21 protein-coding genes are annotated in these 18,790 nt (G+C 71.5%); 9 read left to right on the forward strand and 12 right to left on the reverse strand.

What is annotated here, in order from left to right; genetic code table 11:
• Window positions 1-56 precede the first annotated feature (56 nt).
• The 4 genes from AB0B68_RS04340 to AB0B68_RS04355 all read right to left on the reverse strand — a co-directional run bounded on the left by AB0B68_RS04340 (window position 57) and on the right by AB0B68_RS04355 (window position 3,907).
• The gene (locus tag AB0B68_RS04340; protein WP_357258031.1) at window positions 57-1,484 is read right to left on the reverse strand and encodes a HAMP domain-containing sensor histidine kinase; all 1,428 of its coding nucleotides are present in this window, start codon (window positions 1,482-1,484) and stop codon (window positions 57-59) included.
• 28 nt (window positions 1,485-1,512) lie between these two features.
• Window positions 1,513-2,205 (reverse strand): response regulator transcription factor, encoded by a 693-nt coding sequence (locus tag AB0B68_RS04345; protein WP_357257815.1) that lies wholly within the window; start codon window positions 2,203-2,205, stop codon window positions 1,513-1,515.
• 73 nt (window positions 2,206-2,278) lie between these two features.
• A complete protein-coding gene (locus tag AB0B68_RS04350) occupies window positions 2,279-2,782 on the reverse strand; it encodes a hypothetical protein (protein WP_357257817.1) in 504 nt (167 codons plus the stop codon).
• 111 nt (window positions 2,783-2,893) lie between these two features.
• Entirely contained in the window at window positions 2,894-3,907 is a 1,014-nt protein-coding gene (locus AB0B68_RS04355) for an aminoglycoside phosphotransferase family protein (RefSeq protein WP_357257819.1), read from the reverse strand.
• Between the two features lie 181 nt (window positions 3,908-4,088).
• Between AB0B68_RS04355 and AB0B68_RS04360 the strand changes: the two genes are divergently transcribed.
• Window positions 4,089-5,027, forward strand: coding sequence for a hypothetical protein (locus AB0B68_RS04360; RefSeq protein WP_357193708.1), 939 nt, complete (start codon window positions 4,089-4,091; stop codon window positions 5,025-5,027).
• A gap of 81 nt (window positions 5,028-5,108) precedes the next feature.
• Complete coding sequence (locus AB0B68_RS04365; protein WP_357193705.1) at window positions 5,109-5,993, forward strand: maleylpyruvate isomerase N-terminal domain-containing protein; 885 nt, start codon at window positions 5,109-5,111, stop codon at window positions 5,991-5,993.
• Window positions 5,994-6,012: 19 nt separating this feature from the next.
• Here the strand turns inward: AB0B68_RS04365 and AB0B68_RS04370 are convergent, their stop codons facing one another.
• Complete coding sequence (locus AB0B68_RS04370; RefSeq protein WP_357257821.1) at window positions 6,013-7,185, reverse strand: acetyl-CoA C-acyltransferase; 1,173 nt, start codon at window positions 7,183-7,185, stop codon at window positions 6,013-6,015.
• Between the two features lie 124 nt (window positions 7,186-7,309).
• Between AB0B68_RS04370 and AB0B68_RS04375 the strand changes: the two genes are divergently transcribed.
• Window positions 7,310-7,792 carry a PH domain-containing protein gene (locus tag AB0B68_RS04375; protein ID WP_357193699.1) on the forward strand — a complete coding sequence of 161 codons (483 nt, stop codon included), beginning with the start codon at window positions 7,310-7,312 and terminating at the stop codon, window positions 7,790-7,792.
• 16 nt (window positions 7,793-7,808) lie between these two features.
• Here AB0B68_RS04375 and AB0B68_RS04380 read toward each other — a convergent pair whose 3' ends face one another.
• Window positions 7,809-8,720 (reverse strand): rhomboid family intramembrane serine protease, encoded by a 912-nt coding sequence (locus AB0B68_RS04380; protein WP_357193696.1) that lies wholly within the window; start codon window positions 8,718-8,720, stop codon window positions 7,809-7,811.
• Window positions 8,721-8,814: 94 nt separating this feature from the next.
• On the reverse strand, window positions 8,815-9,345 hold the full coding sequence (locus tag AB0B68_RS04385; protein WP_272614231.1) for a peptidylprolyl isomerase: 531 nt from the start codon (window positions 9,343-9,345) through the stop codon (window positions 8,815-8,817).
• 84 nt (window positions 9,346-9,429) lie between these two features.
• On the opposite strand from AB0B68_RS04385, the gene AB0B68_RS04390 reads away from it, so the two are divergent.
• Entirely contained in the window at window positions 9,430-10,209 is a 780-nt protein-coding gene (locus AB0B68_RS04390) for a hypothetical protein (protein ID WP_355004449.1), read from the forward strand.
• Window positions 10,210-10,289: 80 nt separating this feature from the next.
• Here the strand turns inward: AB0B68_RS04390 and corA are convergent, their stop codons facing one another.
• From corA to AB0B68_RS04410, 4 genes are all read right to left on the reverse strand, one after another.
• The gene (gene corA / locus AB0B68_RS04395; RefSeq protein WP_357193692.1) at window positions 10,290-11,444 is read right to left on the reverse strand and encodes a magnesium/cobalt transporter CorA; all 1,155 of its coding nucleotides are present in this window, start codon (window positions 11,442-11,444) and stop codon (window positions 10,290-10,292) included.
• Between the two features lie 323 nt (window positions 11,445-11,767).
• Window positions 11,768-12,862 (reverse strand): PLP-dependent aminotransferase family protein, encoded by a 1,095-nt coding sequence (locus AB0B68_RS04400; RefSeq protein ID WP_357193690.1) that lies wholly within the window; start codon window positions 12,860-12,862, stop codon window positions 11,768-11,770.
• A gap of 106 nt (window positions 12,863-12,968) precedes the next feature.
• Complete coding sequence (locus AB0B68_RS04405) at window positions 12,969-13,427, reverse strand: ester cyclase (RefSeq protein ID WP_357257823.1); 459 nt, start codon at window positions 13,425-13,427, stop codon at window positions 12,969-12,971.
• Window positions 13,428-13,510: 83 nt separating this feature from the next.
• Entirely contained in the window at window positions 13,511-13,903 is a 393-nt protein-coding gene (locus AB0B68_RS04410; RefSeq protein WP_357193685.1) for a CBS domain-containing protein, read from the reverse strand.
• Between the two features lie 109 nt (window positions 13,904-14,012).
• Here AB0B68_RS04410 and AB0B68_RS04415 point away from each other — a divergent pair, with 109 nt between their 5' ends.
• From AB0B68_RS04415 to AB0B68_RS04435, 5 genes are all read left to right on the forward strand, one after another.
• Window positions 14,013-14,465: an NUDIX domain-containing protein gene (locus AB0B68_RS04415; RefSeq protein ID WP_357257825.1), complete on the forward strand. Its 453-nt coding sequence runs from the start codon at window positions 14,013-14,015 to the stop codon at window positions 14,463-14,465.
• Entirely contained in the window at window positions 14,462-15,232 is a 771-nt protein-coding gene (locus tag AB0B68_RS04420; RefSeq protein ID WP_357257827.1) for a hypothetical protein, read from the forward strand. Before AB0B68_RS04415 ends, AB0B68_RS04420 begins: the two co-directional genes overlap by 4 nt.
• A 78-nt stretch (window positions 15,233-15,310) precedes the next feature.
• Window positions 15,311-16,042, forward strand: a complete 732-nt coding sequence (locus AB0B68_RS04425) for a phosphocholine cytidylyltransferase family protein (RefSeq protein WP_357257829.1) — start codon at window positions 15,311-15,313, stop codon at window positions 16,040-16,042.
• The gene (locus tag AB0B68_RS04430; protein WP_179781433.1) at window positions 16,030-17,097 is read left to right on the forward strand and encodes an iron-containing alcohol dehydrogenase family protein; all 1,068 of its coding nucleotides are present in this window, start codon (window positions 16,030-16,032) and stop codon (window positions 17,095-17,097) included. The genes AB0B68_RS04425 and AB0B68_RS04430 overlap by 13 nt, the downstream gene beginning before the upstream one ends.
• Entirely contained in the window at window positions 17,072-17,791 is a 720-nt protein-coding gene (locus AB0B68_RS04435) for a CDP-alcohol phosphatidyltransferase family protein (RefSeq protein ID WP_357193677.1), read from the forward strand. The genes AB0B68_RS04430 and AB0B68_RS04435 overlap by 26 nt, the downstream gene beginning before the upstream one ends.
• Window positions 17,792-17,825: 34 nt before the next feature.
• Here the strand turns inward: AB0B68_RS04435 and AB0B68_RS04440 are convergent, their stop codons facing one another.
• Entirely contained in the window at window positions 17,826-18,776 is a 951-nt protein-coding gene (locus AB0B68_RS04440) for a tetratricopeptide repeat protein (RefSeq protein ID WP_357257831.1), read from the reverse strand.
• Window positions 18,777-18,790: the final 14 nt, after the last annotated feature.

Consider the following 18,790-nt stretch of genomic DNA (forward strand, 5'->3'; position numbering starts at 1 on the left):
ACTCTCCCTCTCGGTCAGTGGAGCCCTCAGCCTTGCCGGGAACGACGAGCGGAGCGTCAGGACGATGTTCGAGTCAGGTAAGGATCACCGGGCAGCCGGACGGTGAAGGCGGCACCGCCCTCCGGCGCGTGCCCGGCGGCGATCTCCCCGCCCAACCGGCGGACCAGCCCGGCGGCCAGCGCCAACCCCAGCCCGCTGCCCACCTTGCGCACCCCCCGGTACCGCTCGTGCAGCGCACCGCGTTCGAAGGCCACCGCCAGGTCGTCGTCGGTGAAGCCGGGCCCGCCGTCGCGGACCTCGAACACGCCGCCGTGCGCCGGGTCCGCGCCGGCCGGCCGGACCGCGAGCACCACCGGCGACCCCGGGGGTACGACCCGCAGCGCGTTCTCCAGCAGCCCGTCCAGGACCTGCCGGATCCTCCCCGGATCGGTGTACGCGGGCACCGGCTGACCGGGCGTCTCCACCCGGAACGGCACGCCCACCGCCGCGCACCGACCGGCCCAGGTCGGCTGCGCGTCCACTGCCAGTTGAGTCAGGTCCACCGGCACCGGCTCCAGGGGAAAGTCGGCGGCCTCCAGCCGGGCCAGTGCCAACAGGTCGCCGATCAGCCGGTCCAGGTGCTGGGCCTCGGCCAGCATCGTCCGACCGGTGTCCACCGTGTCGTCGGCGCCGAGCACCCCGTCGGCGAGCGCCTCGGCGTACCCCCGGATCGCGGTCAGCGGGGTGCGTAGCTCGTGCGAGACGGAGAGCAGGAACTCCCGCTGTCGGCCCTCGCTGGTGGCCAGAGCGGCAGCCAGACCGTTCAACGCCTCGGCCAGGTCGGCTACCTCGTCCGGCGACTCGACCGGCACCCGGACGGCCCGGTCACCGGCGCGCAGCCGGGCGGCGGCGGTGGCCGCGACCCGGATCGGCCGGGCCAGCCGACGGGCCAGCAGCAGCCCTGCCACCACACCGGCGGTCAACCCGGCCAGCAGCGGCAACCAGAGACTGAGCAGCACCCGGGCCCACAGCCCGTTGGCCAGCGGACGGGAGAGCACCACCCCGTTGCCGCCGGGCAGGGCCCGACCCTCGACCAGGGCCCGCTCATTGTTGACGGAGCGGCGGGCCGACACGTTGCGGCCCTGCCCGATCCGCTGCACCACCCGGGGTGGCAGACCCGCCCGGTCGACCGCCCCACGCCGGATCAGGTACGCATCGATGCCCTGGTCGCGCAGTTGTTGGATGAGCCGTTCCTCGTCGGCGCTGCGCCCCCGGTCGAGGCGGGTCCGCAGCACCTCGGCGGCGAGTCGGGCCTGGGCGGCGAGCGCCTCCTGCTCGCTGCGCTCCGCGCCACGGATCGCCAGCGGCACCGCGACGATGGCGGTGACCAGCACCGACACCAGCGCCACCGCGCAGGTGACGAGCACCGCGCGGGCAGTCAGCGTACGGCCGGGTCGGCCTCGTCGGGGTGCGTTGGGTGGGGCGCCGACCACCGGCAGGGCCATGGTCGGCGACTCGACGTGCCGGGGTCGGTCAGGCATCTACCGCGTACCCGACGCCGCGATGGGTCCGGATCACGCTCGCCGGGCCGAGCTTCGCCCGCACCTGGGCGACGTGCACGTCCACCGTCCGGGTGCCGGCGTGCGCCGCGTAGCCCCAGACTCCGGCCAGCAGCTCCTCCCGGGTGAAGACCCGGCCGGGCCGGGCCATCAGGTGGGCCAGCAGGTCGAACTCGGTGGAGGTGAGCTGCACCGGGGCACCGGCGGCGGTGACAGTGCGGCGGGCCGGGTCGAGGGTCACCGGGCCGACGACACGTGGGCGGTCCGCGCCCTCCGGGCCGCCGGCGGATCGGCGCAGCACCGCGCGGACGCGGGCAACCAGTTCCCGAGGGCTGAACGGCTTGGTGACGTAGTCGTCGGCACCCAACTCCAGGCCGACGATCCGGTCCACCTCGTCGTCGCGGGCGGTGAGGAAGATGACAGGGGTCCAGTCGCCGGCCTCGCGCAGCCGGCGGCAGATCTCGGTGCCGGGCAGACCCGGCAGCGCGATGTCCAGGACGCAGGCCACCGGGCGCATCCGGCGGGCCGCGGTCAGACCGGCCTCGCCGTCACGTTCCAGGTGGACGCCGAACCCGTCCCGGGTCAGGTAGAGCCGGACCAGGTCGGCGATGGCCGGCTCGTCCTCCACGACGAGGACGAGCCCGCGATGCGGTGGTTCGACGGTCACCGGCCCATGATTGCCGACCGCGGAGGCTCGGCGCGATCGGTGTGTGTTCGAGTTCGGTAAAGGCGGGGTCAGCTCACCAGGATGGAGCGAACAGCCCGGGTCGGGCGGCCGGCGCGTCACCGATGCTGGCGACGACCCGCGCGCCGGGCGGCCGCAGGCGGGTCCGGAACGCCTGGTTGAGCAACGCGTCGAGCTGCCAGACCTGCTTCGGGTGGCTGGTCCGGATCAGGAACCGCTCACGGATCCCGTCGATCGCGGTGGCCGCCATCTCGACCGACTGCAGCCGCGGGTCCGGGCTCCAGGTGACGTTGCTCAGCTCGCGCAACTCGGTGTTGAGGTGCAGGCGCAGTCGGTGCAGGAGGCGGGTCTGCTGGGTCACCACCAGGCGGCGGTGCGTGAGTAGCAACAGGTAGTCGCCGGTGACCGGGCGGTCGGGGCGGCTGCAACGGGTGACCAGGATGGTGGCGTCACCGGAGCCGACGCAGCGCCGGAAGACCGGCATGTGCCGGCTCACCGTCTGCACGGCCAGGCCAGCCTCAGCGGCGGCCGGAAGGAACGTTCGGGAGAAGACGTCCATGACCTGCCCAACGACGTCCCCAGCAGGGTGACGTGGGTCACGCGGAATTTTTGGAAGTTCCACGCCGCCTGTCGCACTGCCTGTCCGACTTCCGACTCGGACGGATCATGGTCAGGAGTTCGGCTGAAGTGGACTGGCGGCGAACAGCTCCTCCAGCCACCCCGGGACCGCGTCGGCGTACTCGGCGCGGGACTCCTCGGCGGTGTCCAGCGCCCGACGCCAGGACAGCGACCGGCTCACCGGACCCAGGCCGATAGCGAGGTCGGCGGCCTCCACGAGGGTCCGCCGGTCGTACCGGTCGGTCCACACCTCCAGGTACGCGTCGCGCAACCGCACCAGCTGGGCGTCGTCGGGGGCAAGCTTCCCGGCGTGCCCGACGGTGCGCAGGGTCACCAGCAGCGTGCCGAACGGGTGCGCCACGGAGGCGTCGCCCCAGTCGAAGTACCGGTACCCAGCCGCGCCGGCGAAGACGTTGCCGTCGTGCAGGTCGTCGTGTTGCACGGTCGCCGGAATGCCGAGGTCGGCGAGCCGACGGCACCGCTGCGCGTACGCCGGCAGCTCGGCCCGCAACCGCTCGTGCATTTCCGGACGGAGCCCACCCTCGGCGCCGATCAGCAGCGCCTCGTGATCATCGAGCAGCTCGGCGAAGAGACCGGCCAGCACCTCCGGACGCTGATCCGGCACGCCCGAGGCGACCAGCTCGTCGGCGTGCAACGCGCTCGCCAGTTGCAGCGCCGCGTACCCGGGCAGCGCCCGCTCCCAGTGCGCCAGGTCGGGGTCGCGCGCCAGCACGTCGCGCAACGACTCGCCGCCGTCGGGCAGCAGCGACCAGCCCTGCGCCGGGTCGACCGCGATCGGCGTGAGCACCCGGTCGGGCGTCAACTCGGCGAGCGCCGCGATCAGGACCGCCTCGTGCACGGTGCCCGGGTTGTTGGCCTTGAACCAGACCGGGCCGTCGTCGGTGGGCACCCGCCACACCAGCGACCACGGCCGCAGCCTCGGCTCCACCGGCCCGGTCACCCGTCGGCCGGCTCGGCTGAGCTGCGCGTCGACCCAGGACCGGGCCCGCACCTGCCACTGCTCGCTGGACCAGTCGGGGGCACGCTCACCGGCGATCGTCGTCACGCTGGGCACCCTAGGCCGTCTGCCCGACGTTGGGGACCGCTTTTCCGGCCGGCACGTCGCGGCGTCCCACCGAAGGCCCGCACCTCTGCCGATTGCGCACTCTGCGAGATGCGCCGAGACAACCCTGAGCGACATCATCGCTGCGCATAGTCACGCGCGAATCGGCCCGGGGAGTAGAGCTATGACGGAAACGCCGACCACAGGCACCCGAGACTTCGCGAGACCCTTCGTCGCGGAGCGTCCACACCGCAACGGGCTCATCATCGCGGTGAGCGTGGCGGCCGGAGTCCTGCTTGCCGTGCTCTGGTCCTACGAGTTCGTCGACTCGGTCATCGGTGACAGTGTCGCCAGCGGGCTCCTCGGTCACGACGCGAAGGCGACGGCGATCTCCGGTACCGCCGCCGGCCTGGTGTTCGCGTTCGTGTCGGGCCTCGCTGGCACCTTCACCGCGTGCAACATCGCGATGCTCGCGTCCATCGGGCCGCTCGGCGCGGCAAGCGGCGGCAACGGCGACCGGCTCCGGCTGCTGTTGCGGCCGGTCGGCTACCTCACCCTGGGCATGGTCGCCGTCGCTGCGGCGTACGGATTCATTGGAGTCCTCCTGGGCGACCGGCTCCCTCAGCTGTCCACCGAGACCGCCGGTGGGGTGCCGGTACGCATCATCCAGTCGTCAGTGGTGTTCGGTGTCATCGGACTGGCCCTCATCTACCTCGGGCTGGCCGCGATCGGGACGGTGCGGGACGTGTTCGCCGACCGACCGGTCGCGCGGGTGATCACTCTCGGCGCGCTCATCGGCGGCTTCCTCATCGGCCGGCCGTACCCGCTGTTCAACAAGTTGTTCCACTGGGCGGTCGACAGCGGCAACCCGCTGTACGGTTCGGCCGCGTTCGTCCTGCAGTCCCTCGGCAACATCGTGGTGGTCACCGCGCTGTTCGCACTGCTGATCATGCTCACCCGCGGCCGGTTCATCGGCTGGCTCGCCGCCGACGTGCGGCGCAGCATGGTGCTCAGCGGCGCCCTGCTCATCGCCCTCGGGGTCTTCACAGTCGTGTACTGGGACGTCCGGGTGCCTTCGATCTTCGGCTTCGGCTGGTTCCCCACCATGTTCTACAACCACTGACGCCGGTCCGGACCTGCCGCCCGAGGCGAAGACGGCACGTTCGAAGATGCTCCGGCACGTCAGGTCACCGATGCTGTTCGGATGACTGGCGCGGCAGATCCGGACCGCTGGAGTGTGGCCAACACGGCACTGCGAACGGCAACCGACCGGTTCACCGACCTGGTGGCCGCCGCGCCCTCGCCCGTCGTCATGGCGACCGCCGATTGGACAGTGGCCGACACGCTGGCACACGTGGTGTCGATCGCGATGTTGTACGTGTCGAGACTGGAGGGCACCGAGGTCCCCATCCGGGTGCCAGGGCTGGAGGACCTGCTCGCCACCACGAACGTGGACACGGTGGCCGACGTCAATGCCCACGTGCTCGCCCACTTCACCGAACGCGACCCGCAGGTGCTGCTGACGCAGCTGAACACCATGGTCGACCGCCTCCTGGCGACGTCGGCTGACCCGCGATCGACGGTGAGTTGGTTGGGCAACGCGCGGGTGACGGTCGGCGGCCTGTTCGCCCATCTGACCAACGAGCTGCTGGTGCACGGCTGGGACATCGCCCGGGCACTCCGCCGGGCGTGGCCGATGCCGGACGAGCACGCCGCGCTCTACTGGGACCTGTTCATGTTCGACATGCTGCGCGACACGTACGGGGTGCTGCTCAACACCGAACTGCCGACGCCCCGGCACGATGTGTCGGTGCAGTTCCGCTCACGGTACGTGCCGACGACGACGCTGACCCTGGGCGACCGCCGGGTGTGGATCGCGGCTCCCGACGCCCCGTTCGACGCGAGCGTGACGTTCCGCCCCGCCCGGTTCAACCTGATGATGTTCGGCCGGATCAGCACCGCGCAGGCGGTGCTGCGGCGCGACGTCGTCATCGGTGGGCCGAGGCCGTGGCGACTGCCCGCGTTCCTCCGGGTCGTGCACATGCCCAACGGCCGGCTTGCGCCCCCACCAGCGCCCCGGCGGAGGTGACCGGTGTGTGGCGGTGTCCTCAGACCAGCTCGACGATTGTGGCGTTGGCCATGCCGCCGCCCTCGCACATGGTCTGAAGGCCGTAGCGGATGCCGTTGTCCCGCATGTGCTGGAGCATGGTCGTCATGATCCGGGCACCGGAGCCGCCGAGCGGGTGGCCGAGGGCGATCGCCCCGCCACGCGGGTTGAGCCGCTCCGGGTCCGCCTCGGTCTCCGCCAGCCAGGCCAGCGGCACCGGGGCGAACGCCTCGTTCACCTCGTACACCCCGATCTCCTCGATGCCCAGCCCCGCGCGGCGCAGCGCCTTCGCGGTGGCCGGGATGGGTGCGGTGAGCATGGTGACCGGGTCGTCGGCGGCGACCACGGCGGTGTGGATCCGGGCCAGCGGGCGCAGGCCGTGTCGGCTGGCCCAGTCGGAGGTGGTCACCGCGAGGGCCGCGGCGCCGTCGGAGATCTGGGACGCGGAACCGGCGGTCACCACGCCGTCGGCGCGAAACGGGGTGGCGAGCTCACCCAGCTTCTCCAGGGAGGTCTCCCGGCGGATGCCCTCGTCGGCGGCGAACTTGCCGCCGTCGGCGAGCGGCACCGGGGTCAGCTCCCTGTCGAACGCGCCGGCGTCCTGCGCGGCGGCCGCCTTCTCGTGGCTGGTCAGCGCGAACTCGTCCAGTTGGGTACGCGAGAGACGCCACCGTTGGGCGATCAGCTCGGCCCCGACCCCCTGGTTGAACGGCAGCGGCGCGTCGTCGGCGAAGCCCTCGACGCCTCGGTAACGGGCGCGCAACTGGTCGCTGAACGGCATGCCGCCGGCCACACTGGAGCCCATCGGCACCCGGGTCATCGACTCGACGCCGCCGGCGACCACCAGGTCGGCCTGACCGGAGAGCACCGTCGCGGCGGCGAAGTGCAGGGCCTGCTGGCTGGAGCCGCACTGCCGGTCGAGCGTCGTGCCGGGGACCGTCTCGGGCCAGCCGGCGGCGAGCACGCCGTTGCGGGCGATGTTCCACGACTGCTCGCCGACCTGGGACACGCAGCCCCAGAAGACATCGTCGACCTGGGCCGGGTCGAGCCCGGTGCGCTCGGCGAGGGCGCGCAGCACGTGCGCCGAGAGGTCGACCGGGTGGACGCCGGCGAGGCTGCCCTTGCGCCGTCCGACCGGGGTACGTACCGCGCCGACGATGACCGCGTCACTCATGTTTACTCCCCGGTAACTTGGGCTGCCCCGATCCTACGTCGTCCCTCGACCCTCCGGCGTCGATCATGGACTTGTGGTGGGCAGAAGCTCCTGCTTCGCACCATATGAGGGGCACCACAACTGCATGATCGACCCGCGCGGGGGCGGCGATTCGGCGTACCGCTGGCATGCTGGGCGGGTGACTGAGACCTCCCCGGCCCGGCAGTGGCGAGTGCCGGCGAGCCTGCCGGCGGCGAAACTGGCCGGTGCGGTTCTGCTCATCGCGCTCGGTCTGCTCTTCGCCGACGGCGACCCGGTCCGGCTGGCACTGGCCGTCCTGGCCGCCGCCGCGCTGGCCGGCTGGGCGGTACGTGACCTGGTCGCGCCGGTCCGGTTGGCGGTGGACCCGGCCGGGCTCACCGTCATCCACGGCTTCGCCGGCCGGCGGCTGCTGCCCTGGTCGACGGTCGAGGCGATCGCCGTCGACCGGCGGCCCCGCCTCGGACTGACCAGCGAAACCCTGGAGATCGACGCGGGCAACTCGCTGCATCTGTTCGGCCGGTACGACCTGGGGGCCACCCCGGAAGAGGTGGCCGCCGCACTGCGCGCCGTCCGCCCTGTCAGGTGAGCAGTGCGGCGGTCTGTCAGGTGAGCAGTGCGGCGGTCCGGAAGAGCACCAGCGCGAGCAGGATCAGCAGGATCAGCGCCCCACCGGTGACCTGCACCAGCGTGCGCCGACCACGTGGCGCGTACGCGAGCACCAACGCCATCAGCGCGCCGACCACCAGGCCGCCCAGGTGCCCGGGAATCGAGATGCCCGGCACGGCCAGCGTGAACACCAGGTTGATCACCAGGATCGGGATGATCCGTGAGATGTCCCGGCCCAACCTGCGCTCGATGATGATCAGCGCGGCGAAGAGACCGAACACGGCCGTCGACGCGCCGACGGTGGCCGCCCGCGGGCTGCTGAACAGGTAGGCGGCCACGTTGCCGCCGAGGCCCGCGATCAGGTAGAGCGCGGCGAACCGCACCCGCCCGAGGTTGGCCTCCAACGACCGGCCGAGCACCCACAGCGCCCACATGTTGAGCAGCAGGTGAAGTACGCCATAGTGCAGGAACATCGCCGTGACCAGCCGGTACCACTGGCCCTCGGCGATCCCGCCCAGCGTGTAGTCGGAGAGGTAGGCCCGGCCGAGCACCGCACCCCACTCGGTCAGCGGCGTGCTGCCACCCATCAGGCCGCCGAAGCCGGAGCCGCCGACCGCCGCGTCCCCGCCCCGGGCTGAGGCGATGGAGGCCAGCAGGAACAGCACGTTCACGGCGATCAGCGCCTTGGTGACATAGCCGTGCCGGCCGGCCGTACCGCCGCCGAAGGCGGTACGCGCCGGCCGGACACTGCGACGTCCCTCGTTGACGCACTCCGGGCACTGGTGCCCGACCGCGGCATCCCGCATGCAGTCCGGGCAGATCGGCCGGTCACAGCGGGAACACCGGACGTAGGTTTCCCGGCCGGGGTGCCGGTAGCAGACCGGGGTGGTCGGTGGAGACTCGCTCACCGGGCCGACCCTCCGTCCGCCACCGCACGGTCCACCGGCACCGGCTGTGCTCCGGAGCGCTCAATCATGCGAGCAAAGGTACCTCGCCGGTCGCTCAGGAAGCGGACCGCTCGATCTCGACCCGCTCGATGACGACGTCCTGGAGCGGACGGTCGCTCGGACCGGTCGGGGTGCTCGCGATCGAATCCACGATCTTCACCGACTGCTCGTCGGCGACCTGGCCGAAGATCGTGTGCCGGTTGTTGAGGTGCGGCGTCGGGGACACCGTGATGAAGAACTGCGAACCGTTGGTGCCCGGTCCGGCGTTCGCCATCGCCAGCAGGTACGGACGGTCGAACCGCAGCTCCGGGTGGAACTCGTCGGCGAACTTGTAGCCCGGGCCGCCCCGGCCGGTGCCGGTCGGGTCGCCCATCTGGACCATGAAACCGCTGATCACCCGGTGCGAGATGGTGCCGTCGTAGTACGGACCACTGCCCGGCTGACCGGTGCGCGGGTCGGTGTACTCACGGTTGCCCTCGGCCAGGTCGACGAAGTTGCGGACGGTCTTCGGCGCGTGGTTGGGGAAGAGCTCCAGCCGGATTGGGCCAGCGTTGGTGTGCAGGGTGGCGTAGACAGCCTCGGCCACGGGTACTCCTCACTCGTTGGTCAGTTCCATGCGGATCCTCCCATGTGCCCGATCTGGCATCGCGGAGGCATCCGAAGGTGGAGGATGACGAAGGAACAACTCCCAGGAGGTAGGACCGTGTTTGGATTCGGGCGGCGTAAGTCCCAGGGGCAGTTGGCGAAGGCCGAGCTGAACCAGAGCATCAGCCACCTGATGCTGGCAGCCAACCACGCCGCGAAGGGCGCTGGCGCGACCGTCGGCCCGCGGGTCCAGGTGGCCCGAGGTTACGTCGCACCGACCGCCGCGAAGGTACGCGACCGCGCGTCGACCGGCTGGGGGACGACTCTCACCACGCTGGCACCGCTGGCGGCGGCTGCGCGTGACGGCGCCGCGCAGGCAGGGCCGCTGACCAGGAAGGCCAAGTCGAAGACCATGCGGATCACCGGGAAGAAGAAGCAGCCGCGTCGTCGCGGCTCGATGATGACCGGCCTGTTGGCGGCGGGTGCCATCGCCGGCCTGGCCGGCGCGGTCGCGCTGCGTCGCCGCCGGGAGCAGCAGGAGTGGGCCGAGTACGACCCGACCCGCAGCACCCTGGAGCCGATGCGCGACGAGGTCGACTCGATCGAGGTGCGTACGCCGTCCGCCGCCCGGGGCTCCGACGGGTCCGCCATGTCCGGCGCGGCGGGGATGACCGGCGCGGGCAGCTCGGCGGTGGCCGGCGGCTCCAGCGCCAGCACCACCGCCCCGGCCAAGCAGACCGCTGTCCGCCCGACCGACAAGGTCCCGTCGGTCGCCGAGGGCGCCACCGACGTCTCCGGTCGGCCGACCGACGACCTCACCAAGGCGCTGGGCAAGGACACGGCCCGCACCAACGGCCGCCGCTGAGCTGAACAGCAGCGCATCGAAGCGCCGGCGAGTGGTCACCCACTCGTCGGCGCTTCCGCGTGCGCGGCGCTGTCGCCGGTTCAGAGCCAGCCGTTGCGGCGGAACCAGCGGTAGAGGGCAAGTGAGACGCCGAGCATGAGGGCGAGGGCCACCGGATAGCCGTACGTCATCTTGAGCTCGGGCATGTTGTCGAAGTTCATGCCCTCGACGCCGGCGATGGAGGTCCAGACCGCGGCGATGGCCGCCCACGCGGCGATCTTGCGCATGTCGTTGTTCTGGTCGACGGTGACCTGGGCCAGCCGCGCCTGGAGGATCGAGTTCAGCAGGTCGTCGTAGGAGTTCACCTGCTCGACGGTGCGGCTCAGGTGGTCCTGCACGTCCCGGAAGTACTTGCGGATCTCCTTCGGCACGTCCCGGTTGACCTGGGAGGTCAGCGTCATCAGCGGCCGTTGCAACGGCACCACCGCCCGCTTGAACTCGACCAGCTCCCGCTTCATCTGGTAGATCCGCTGGATCCGCCCGTGGCCCTGCCGGTCGAAGACCTCCGCCTCCAGCACGTCCAGGTCGTCCTCGATCTGCTCGGCCACCTCCAGATAGAGGTCGACCACCCGGTCGGTCACCCCGTACGCCACCGCCCACGGGCCGTGCAGCAGCAACTCCTGCTTGGTCTCCAGGTCGGCGCGGATCGGGGCGAGCCGGCAGGCGTCGCCGTGCCGGACGCTGATCACGAAGTTCGGGCCGATGAAGAGCATCACCTGCCCGGTCTCCACCACCTCGGAGTTCTCGGTCAGCTCGGTGTGCTCGCAGTAGCGGGCGGTGCGCAGCACCAGGAAGACGACGTCGCCGAACCGCTCCAGCTTGGGGCGCTGCTCGGCCTTGACCGCGTCCTCGACCGCCAGCTCGTGCAGGCCGTAGGTCTCCGCGATGGCGGTCATCTCGGCAAGCTCCGGCTGGTGCAGACCGATCCAGACGAAGCCGTGCTCCTCGCGGCGGGCAGCGGCCAACGCCTCCGCGTAGGTCCAGTCGCCGGGCTGCCGCTTGCCGTCGACGTAGAGCGCGCAGTCGACCACGGCGCTGCGGCCGGTGCCAGTGCCCGTCGGGGCCGGCGCGGGCGGCGAGCCGTCGGCGTTGAGGATCCGGGTCATCGCCCGGACCGGGGAGGGCCACGCCCGAGGTCGCAGCACCCGACCGGTGGTCGACGGTGCCGTCCGGTCCCGCTCTGTCCGATCCGTCATCGCGTCACCTCCCGCGCTCAGTCAGCGGCTTGCAGGCTACGCCGATCGCGGTCGAGGACCGGTGTGACGGCGGTCGCGTGGGGGCGGCGCCGGGCGGGCCGGGCCGCATCGGGGGGTGTGCGGGGGACGACACGGCCCACCCGGCACCTGTGGGGGCGGGAGGTTGTGCTGCCGCGTCGACCCGGCGGGACCGGGCCCGGAGGCCGGCGGTGAACACCGCAGCTCGCGGGGTGACGCTCGCAGCATTGTGGGCCAGCCGGCCGCCCGGAGGGGAGCCCCGGGACGGCCGGCATCGTCGTTCTGTCAGGAACCCGACAGTTGAGTCAGCTGCGGACGGCCTCGACGGCCGAGGCGAGCCGCCGGACACCCTCGTCGATCCGGTCGGCGGTCACCGCCGAGAAGGCCAGTCGGAGAGCGTGCCGCCCGCCGTCCAGCACGAAGTCACTGCCCTTGACCACGGCGACCCCGCGCTCGGCCGCCGCCGGGGCGAGCCGGTCGACAAGCACGTCCTCCGGGAACTCCACCCAGAGGAAGTAGCCGCCGTCGGGCTCCACGAACCGCGCCTGCGGCAGGTGCCGGCGCAACGACTCGGCGAGCACCTGGGCACGCTCGCCGAGCGCCGCCCGAACCGTCTCGATCGAGCGGTCGATGTCACCGGAGACGCAGAACTGGTGCACGATCGCCTGGGACACCATCCCGGGGGAGATGTAGAGGCTCGTCGCGTTCTTCGCGATGGAGGCGATCAGGTCGGCCGGGCCGACCAGGTAACCGACCCGCACACCCGGGCAGACCGTCTTGGTGAAGCTCGACGCGTGCACCACCACGTTGCGGGTGTCCAGCGAGAGCATCGACGGCAGCGCCTCGCCACGGAAGCGGACGTCCGCGTACGGGTCGTCCTCGAAGATCGTGAACTCGTACTCGGCGGCCAGGTCGAGCAGCTCCCGGCGCTTCTCCAGGGACAGCGTCATGCCGGCCGGGTTCTGGTAGTTCGGGATGACGTGCGCGAGCCGGGGGCGGACCCCGGACTCCAGCAGCTTGCGCAGCTCGGCAGTGTCCAGGCCGTCCGGTTGAACGGCGACGCTGTGCAGCTCACTGCCCATGCGCTGGAGGTTGAGCAGCGTCCGGTCGTACGTCGGGCGCTCCACCACCACCGCGTCGCCCGGGCGGACCAGGTGGTCGAAGAGGAACGCGTCGGCCTGGAGCGACCCATTGGTGACCAGCACCTGGTCGGCCTCGACCCCGTGCTTCTCGGCGATCCACTTCCGCAGCGGGAGGTACCCGACGGAGGTGCCGTACGCCGTCACCCCCGCGGGGTCGGCGTCGAAGGCGCGGACGGCGGCGGCCTTGAGCCCTTCGACATCGACGATGTCCAGGGAGGGAGCCCCACGGGCAAAGGAGATCAACTGCTCGGCGGTCATGGATATTGAGCGTACGGGCGGCGGCGGGGGACGCGCGGTCGGCACGGCGATGTCCGCATCCTGAGCCACCGGGTCGGGTGACCCCACTCGACCGGTCGGCGGCAGATCAGACCGGAAGGGCGAGCGCGTCGTGCTGCGCGCCCCGGGAAAGTCCCTCCAGCTGCACACCGAGCGCGTCGAGGAGCTGACTCCAGTCGAAGTAGGAGCGCCACGCGGTGATCCGACCCTTGCGGGCCCGGACCACGTCGGCCACCTCCCAGCTCACCAGCCGGCCGGTGGGCGCGACGGTGCCGTACGGCGAATGCAGGGTGCCGGTGTGGGTGCCGGTCAGTCGCAGCTCGACCGCGGCGCCACCGCCGGTGCGGACCGCGCCCATCGGGTCGACCCGCAGGTCTGGAAAGGCGCCGGTCCAGGTGCGCAGCAGCGCGGGCAGCTCGATCGGCCGGACCGTCACGCCCGGCATGGCGTAGAACGCCTCCGAGGCGTAGAGATCCGGCAGCCGGGCCACGTCCCGGCGCAGGAGCATGTCGTACTGCTGCTCGACCAGCCGCTCCGCGTCGCGCATCGGGACCTCCCCCACGGGCCACGGCATCTCCGCGCCCGCAAGGGATGTCTACCCATCGATCCGGCCCCGCACACCACCCCCGATCAGGTCGTGGCGACCGCCTGGCTCTCCGACCAGACCCGCATGATGTCCCGGACGGAGATCACGCCGGCCACCTCCTGGCCGTCGAGCACCACCAGGTGCCGGAATCCGCCCCGGGCCATCGCGGCGGCGGCCTCGGCCACCGTCCACTCCGGCCCCGCGTAGACCACGTCCCAGGTCAGGTGGGCGCCGGTGCGTTCCACGTCGGGGTCCAGGCCGGCGCCGATGGCCTTCAACACGTCGCGTTCGGTCATGATCCCCACACCCTCGGAATCAGGGTCGATCACGACCGCCGACCCGACACCGCGGGCCGACATCATCCGGGCCGCCTGGCGGAGCGTGTGCTCCGGACCGACGACGAGGACCTGGCTGGACATCGCATCCCGTACCTGCATCACACATCACCCCTTTGGGACGGTGGCATTCGGTACGGACATGGTGGTCGGTGGATGTTTCCGGGACAAGAGCGGCATCGCACAAGCTGCGGACGCTGGCTACTGTCGGATGGTGTCCAACGAGCCCCTGCGCTGCGCCGGCGCGCTGATCGTCGACCATGACGGCCGCATCTTCTTTCAGCGCCGCTCACCACACCGACGCCTGTTTCCCAACTGTTGGGACATTGTCGGCGGCCACGTGGAGCCGGGCGAGGACATCGACGAGGCACTGCGCCGGGAGATCACCGAGGAGACGGGCTGGGTCCTCTCCCACGTCCTGGGCCAGGTGGGCGAGTACAGCTACGTCGGCGACGACGGCCTGGCCCGGACCGAGTACGACTTCCTGGTCCGCGTCGACGGTGACCTCGACCACCCGATGCTGGAGGCCGGCAAGCACACCGAGTACCGCTGGCTGGCCGAGCATGAGGTGACGGTGCTCGACGAGCACCGCGACGTCAACGACGGGCTGATCCGGCGGATCGCGGAGGAGGGCTTCGCCGTCCTGCGGTCGATCGGTCTGTGAACACCGTCGAACTGGCGCCCCACCGGATCGCCGGGCTGCTCGCACCGGCAGTGGACCGGACCTTCCGCGCCGGCATCCTGGCCGGCCGGGACGGTGGTGGCGCCGAGTTGTCCCAGCGCTACGGCGGAATCACGGCGACCGGCTTCCTGGTCGACCTGCGCACCCGGCTGGCCGCACCCGGTGGCACTGTCGACGGGCCCGGGTTCGCGGCGATCACCCGCTACCACGACCCGGTCGCCTGCCGGCGGACCGTGGACAAGCAGGTGGCCCACGGGATGATCTACCGCGGCCCGGACGGGTCCCTGTCCGCCACAGAGCGGGGCGCGGCGTTCCTCGCCGAGCTGTACCAGGTGCACGCCGAGGTCACCGAGGAGTTGTGGGCCGGCCACGACGACCGGGTGGCCCGGCTGGTGTCCATGCTCGGCCGACTGCTGTCGTACGCACTCGTGCTGGCCGACGAGGAGGCGAACCCGGTCGCCTCCTCGGCCTTCACCGCGCTGGCGCCCCCGTACGAGCCGGACGGCACCCCGTCGGGCGTGCTGCTGCTCAACCGGCTCGGCACGCTGCGACACCACCGTGCCGACGCGCACGCCGCCGCCTGGACCGCCGCAGGGCACACCGCGTCGAGCATCGCCGCCCTGCCGGCCGGTCCCGAGCGGCTCGCCATCGAACTGGAGAGCGACCGGCGGGCCGCCGCCCCGTACGCCGCGCTCAGCGCGGAGGAGCGCCTGACCATGCTCGCCGACCTGGCGGCCTTGCCCGGCTGACCCGGTTGGCCGGAGCGGCGCACCCGGCCGGCGCTATCCTCCACCGGTGACCGGAGCAGGACTAGGGAGGATGTCGCGATGATCGGAATGGTGCTCGCGGCCGGAGCGGGACGACGGCTGCGCCCGTACACCGACACCCTGCCCAAGGCGTTGGTGCCGGTGGACGGCGAGACGACGATCCTGGACATCGCGCTGGGCAACCTCGCCGAGGTCGGCCTCACCGACATCGTGATCGTCATCGGCTACGCGGCGGACGCGGTCGTCTCCCGCCAGGCGGAGCTGGAAAAGAAGTACGGGGTCACGCTCACCCTTGTGCACAACGACAAGGCCGAGGAGTGGAACAACGCCTACTCGCTCTGGCTGGCCCGGGAGTACTTCGCGCGCGGCGTGCTGCTGGTCAACGGGGACACCGTGCACCCGGTGAGCGTGGAGAAGACCCTGCTCGCCGAGCGCGGCCCGGGCATCCTGCTGGCCGTGGACACCCTCAAGCCGCTGGCCGAGGAGGAGATGAAGACCACCTTCGACGCCGCCGGCCAGCTCACCCGGATCACCAAGATCATGGACCCGGGCGAGGCGTACGGGGAGTACATCGGCGCGACACTGATCGAACCGCAGGTCGCCGACGCCCTCGCCGACGCGCTGGAGGCGACCTGGCGACGGGACCCGAACCTCTACTACGAGGACGGCTACCAGGAGTTCTCCGACCGGGGCGGGGAGGTGCGGGCGGCACCGATCGGTGACGTCCCGTGGGTCGAGGTCGACAACCACGCCGACCTGGCCCGCGCGCGGGAGATCGCGTGCCGCTACTAGCTCGGAGCGTCCTCACCCCGCTGCACATCGACGTGCGACGCGGGGCGGTAGCCGACCTGGGCGCGATCCTGGCCGACGGGCGGATCTCCTCCGGGGGCGACGTCGCGGTGGTGGTCGGCCCGGGTCAGGGTGCCCAGATCGCGGAGCTGATCCGACCGTCGCTGCGCTCGGCGGACGTGTTCACCGTCTCCGGCGGGACACTGGACGCCGCCGACGACCTGGGCGGCAAACTCCGCGCCCGGTCCTACGACGCGGTGGTCGGCATCGGCGGCGGCAAGACCATCGACGTGGCCAAGTACGCGGCGACCCGCCGAGGGCTGCCGATGGTGTCGGTGGCGACCAGCCTCGCCAACGACGGGATCGCCTCCCCGGTGGCCAGCCTGATCACCGACGGGATCAAGGGCTCCTACGGCGTACACATCCCGATCGGGGTGATCGTCGACCTGGACTTCGTGGAGAGCGGCCCGGACCGGCACAACCGGGCCGGCATCGGCGACGTGATCAGCAACATCAGCGCGCTGGCCGACTGGGAGCTGTCCCGGCAGGTACGCGGTGAGCCGGTCGACGGGCTGGCCGCTTCGCTCTCACGGGCGGGCGCCGAGGCGGTGCTCAACCACCCCGGCGACATGAGCGACGACGCCTTCGTGATCGTCCTCGCCGAGGCGTTGATCTCCAGCGGTCTGGCGATGGCAGTCGACGGCACCAGCCGCCCGTGCAGCGGCGGCTGCCACGAGATCATGCACGCGGTCGACTCGCTCTTTCCGGGAACCGCCTCACACGGCGAGCTGGCCGGGCTCGGTGCGCTGTTCTGCACCTGGCTGCGCGGAGATCTCCGCCGCTTCGGGGAGATGTCGGCCTGCCTCGCCCGGCACGGCCTGCCCCGACTCCCCGCCGAGGTGGCGCTCACCGACGACCAGTTCATCGAGGCGGTGCAGTTCGCGCCGCGTACCCGGCCGGATCGGTACACCATCCTCGAACACCTGGCACTGTCGCCTACCGAGACCCGGGAGCGGCTGGCAGACTACGCCGGTGCAATCCGCGACCAGCTTGGCTGACCCCCGTCCCACCGTCGCCGACTTCCACCGGGTGAACCGGGGCGGCGGCCTGTTCAGCGAGTCGATCAGCCAGTGGCTGGGGGCCGTCTTCGCGCTCGTCGCCCAGCGGCTCGGGCTGCGACCGACAGCGTTGACAATCACCAACCTGCTGCTCGGACTGGCCACCTCGGTCACCGTCGTGGCTCTCGCCGGCCCGGTCGCCGCCGGGGACGTACCGGCCTGGGTGGTCGGCCTGCTCGCCCTCGTCGGCTGGCAGGTGGCGTACTCCCTGGACTGCGCGGACGGGCAACTGGCCCGGGTGACCGGCCAGGGCAGCGCGGCCGGCGCGCGCGTCGACGTGCTCTGCGACGTGGCCGCGCAGATCGCCCTGGTGGCAGCGCTGGCCGCCACCGCCGTGGCGCAGGAGCCGGCCACGCCGACCTGGCTCGTGGCGACCTTCGCCGGCACCTGGATGGTCAACCTGGTGACGTCGGTGATGCAGGCCGGCCCGAACGCGGCCAGCATGGTCACCTCGACCTCGCTGCCGGTGCGCCTGGTGAAGCTGGTCCGCGACTACGGCGCGGTGATCTTCGTGGCCGCCGTGGTGCTCGCCGTGGCCCCCGCGCTGGTCCTCTGGGTGATGGTCGCCTTCACCATCGTCAACGGCGGCTTCCTGCTGGCCAGCATCGCCTTCTCCGCCCGGGCCTCCTGGTAACGAAGGACGCCCTACCACCGCCTTCGCACCGTCATCACGATCCCGAAGGCAGTTCCGTCTCGCCGTCCTGCGCGCGTTGTCGGCGGAGTTTTTCGAGGAGGGCGGTGTCGGCTTCGAGGTCGGGATGGTCGACCTGCCGGTCGAGGTCGACCACGTGTTCGAGCTCCCGGATCGCCTGGTCCAGATCACCGTCCGCCTGGTGGACCATCGCAATGTTGTAGCGGGTGACGGCTTCGCCGGCCCGGTCGCCGACTTCCCGCCGGATGGGCAGGGCCTGGTGATAGTGGTCCAGGGCCCGCTGCCGATCCCCCAACCCCTTGTATGCGCCGCCGATGTTGTTGAGGGTGACGGCTTCGCCGGCTCGGTCGCCGACTTCCCGTTGGATGGGGAGGGCTTGGCGGTAGTGGTCGAGGGCCCGCTGCCGATCCCCCAACCCGTTGTACGCAAGGCCGATGTTGGTGAGGGTGGTGGCTTCGCCGGCTCGGTCGCCGACTTCCCGCCGGATGGGCAGGGCCTCGTGGAAGTAGTCGAGGGCCCCCTGCGGATCCCCGAAGTCGTTGTACACGCTGCCGATGTTGTTCATCGTGACGGCTTCGCCGGCCCGGTCGCCGACTTCCCGCCGGATGGGCAGGGCCTCGTGGAAGTAGTCGAGGGCCCGCTGCCGATCCCCCAAGGCGGCGTACACGCTGCCGATGTTGATCAGGGTGGCGGCTTCGCCGGCCCGGTCACCGACTTCCCGCTGGATGGGCAGGGACTGGTGGTAGTGGTCGAGGGCCCGCTGCCGATCCCCCAACCTGCCGTACACGTGGCCGATGTTGGTCAGGATGGCGGCTTCGCCGGCCCGGTCACCGACTTCCCGCTGAGCGGGCAAGGCCTGGTGGAAGTAGTCGAGGGCCCGCTGCCGGTCCCCCAACCTGTTGTACACGCTGCCGATGTTGTTCAGGGTGGCGGAAGCGTTGCCCCGGTCGCCGGCCTGCTGGTACATGGTGAGGGCCTGCT

The sequence above is a fragment of the Micromonospora sp. NPDC049049 genome (assembly GCF_040649115.1).
Taxonomy (GTDB): domain Bacteria; phylum Actinomycetota; class Actinomycetes; order Mycobacteriales; family Micromonosporaceae; genus Micromonospora.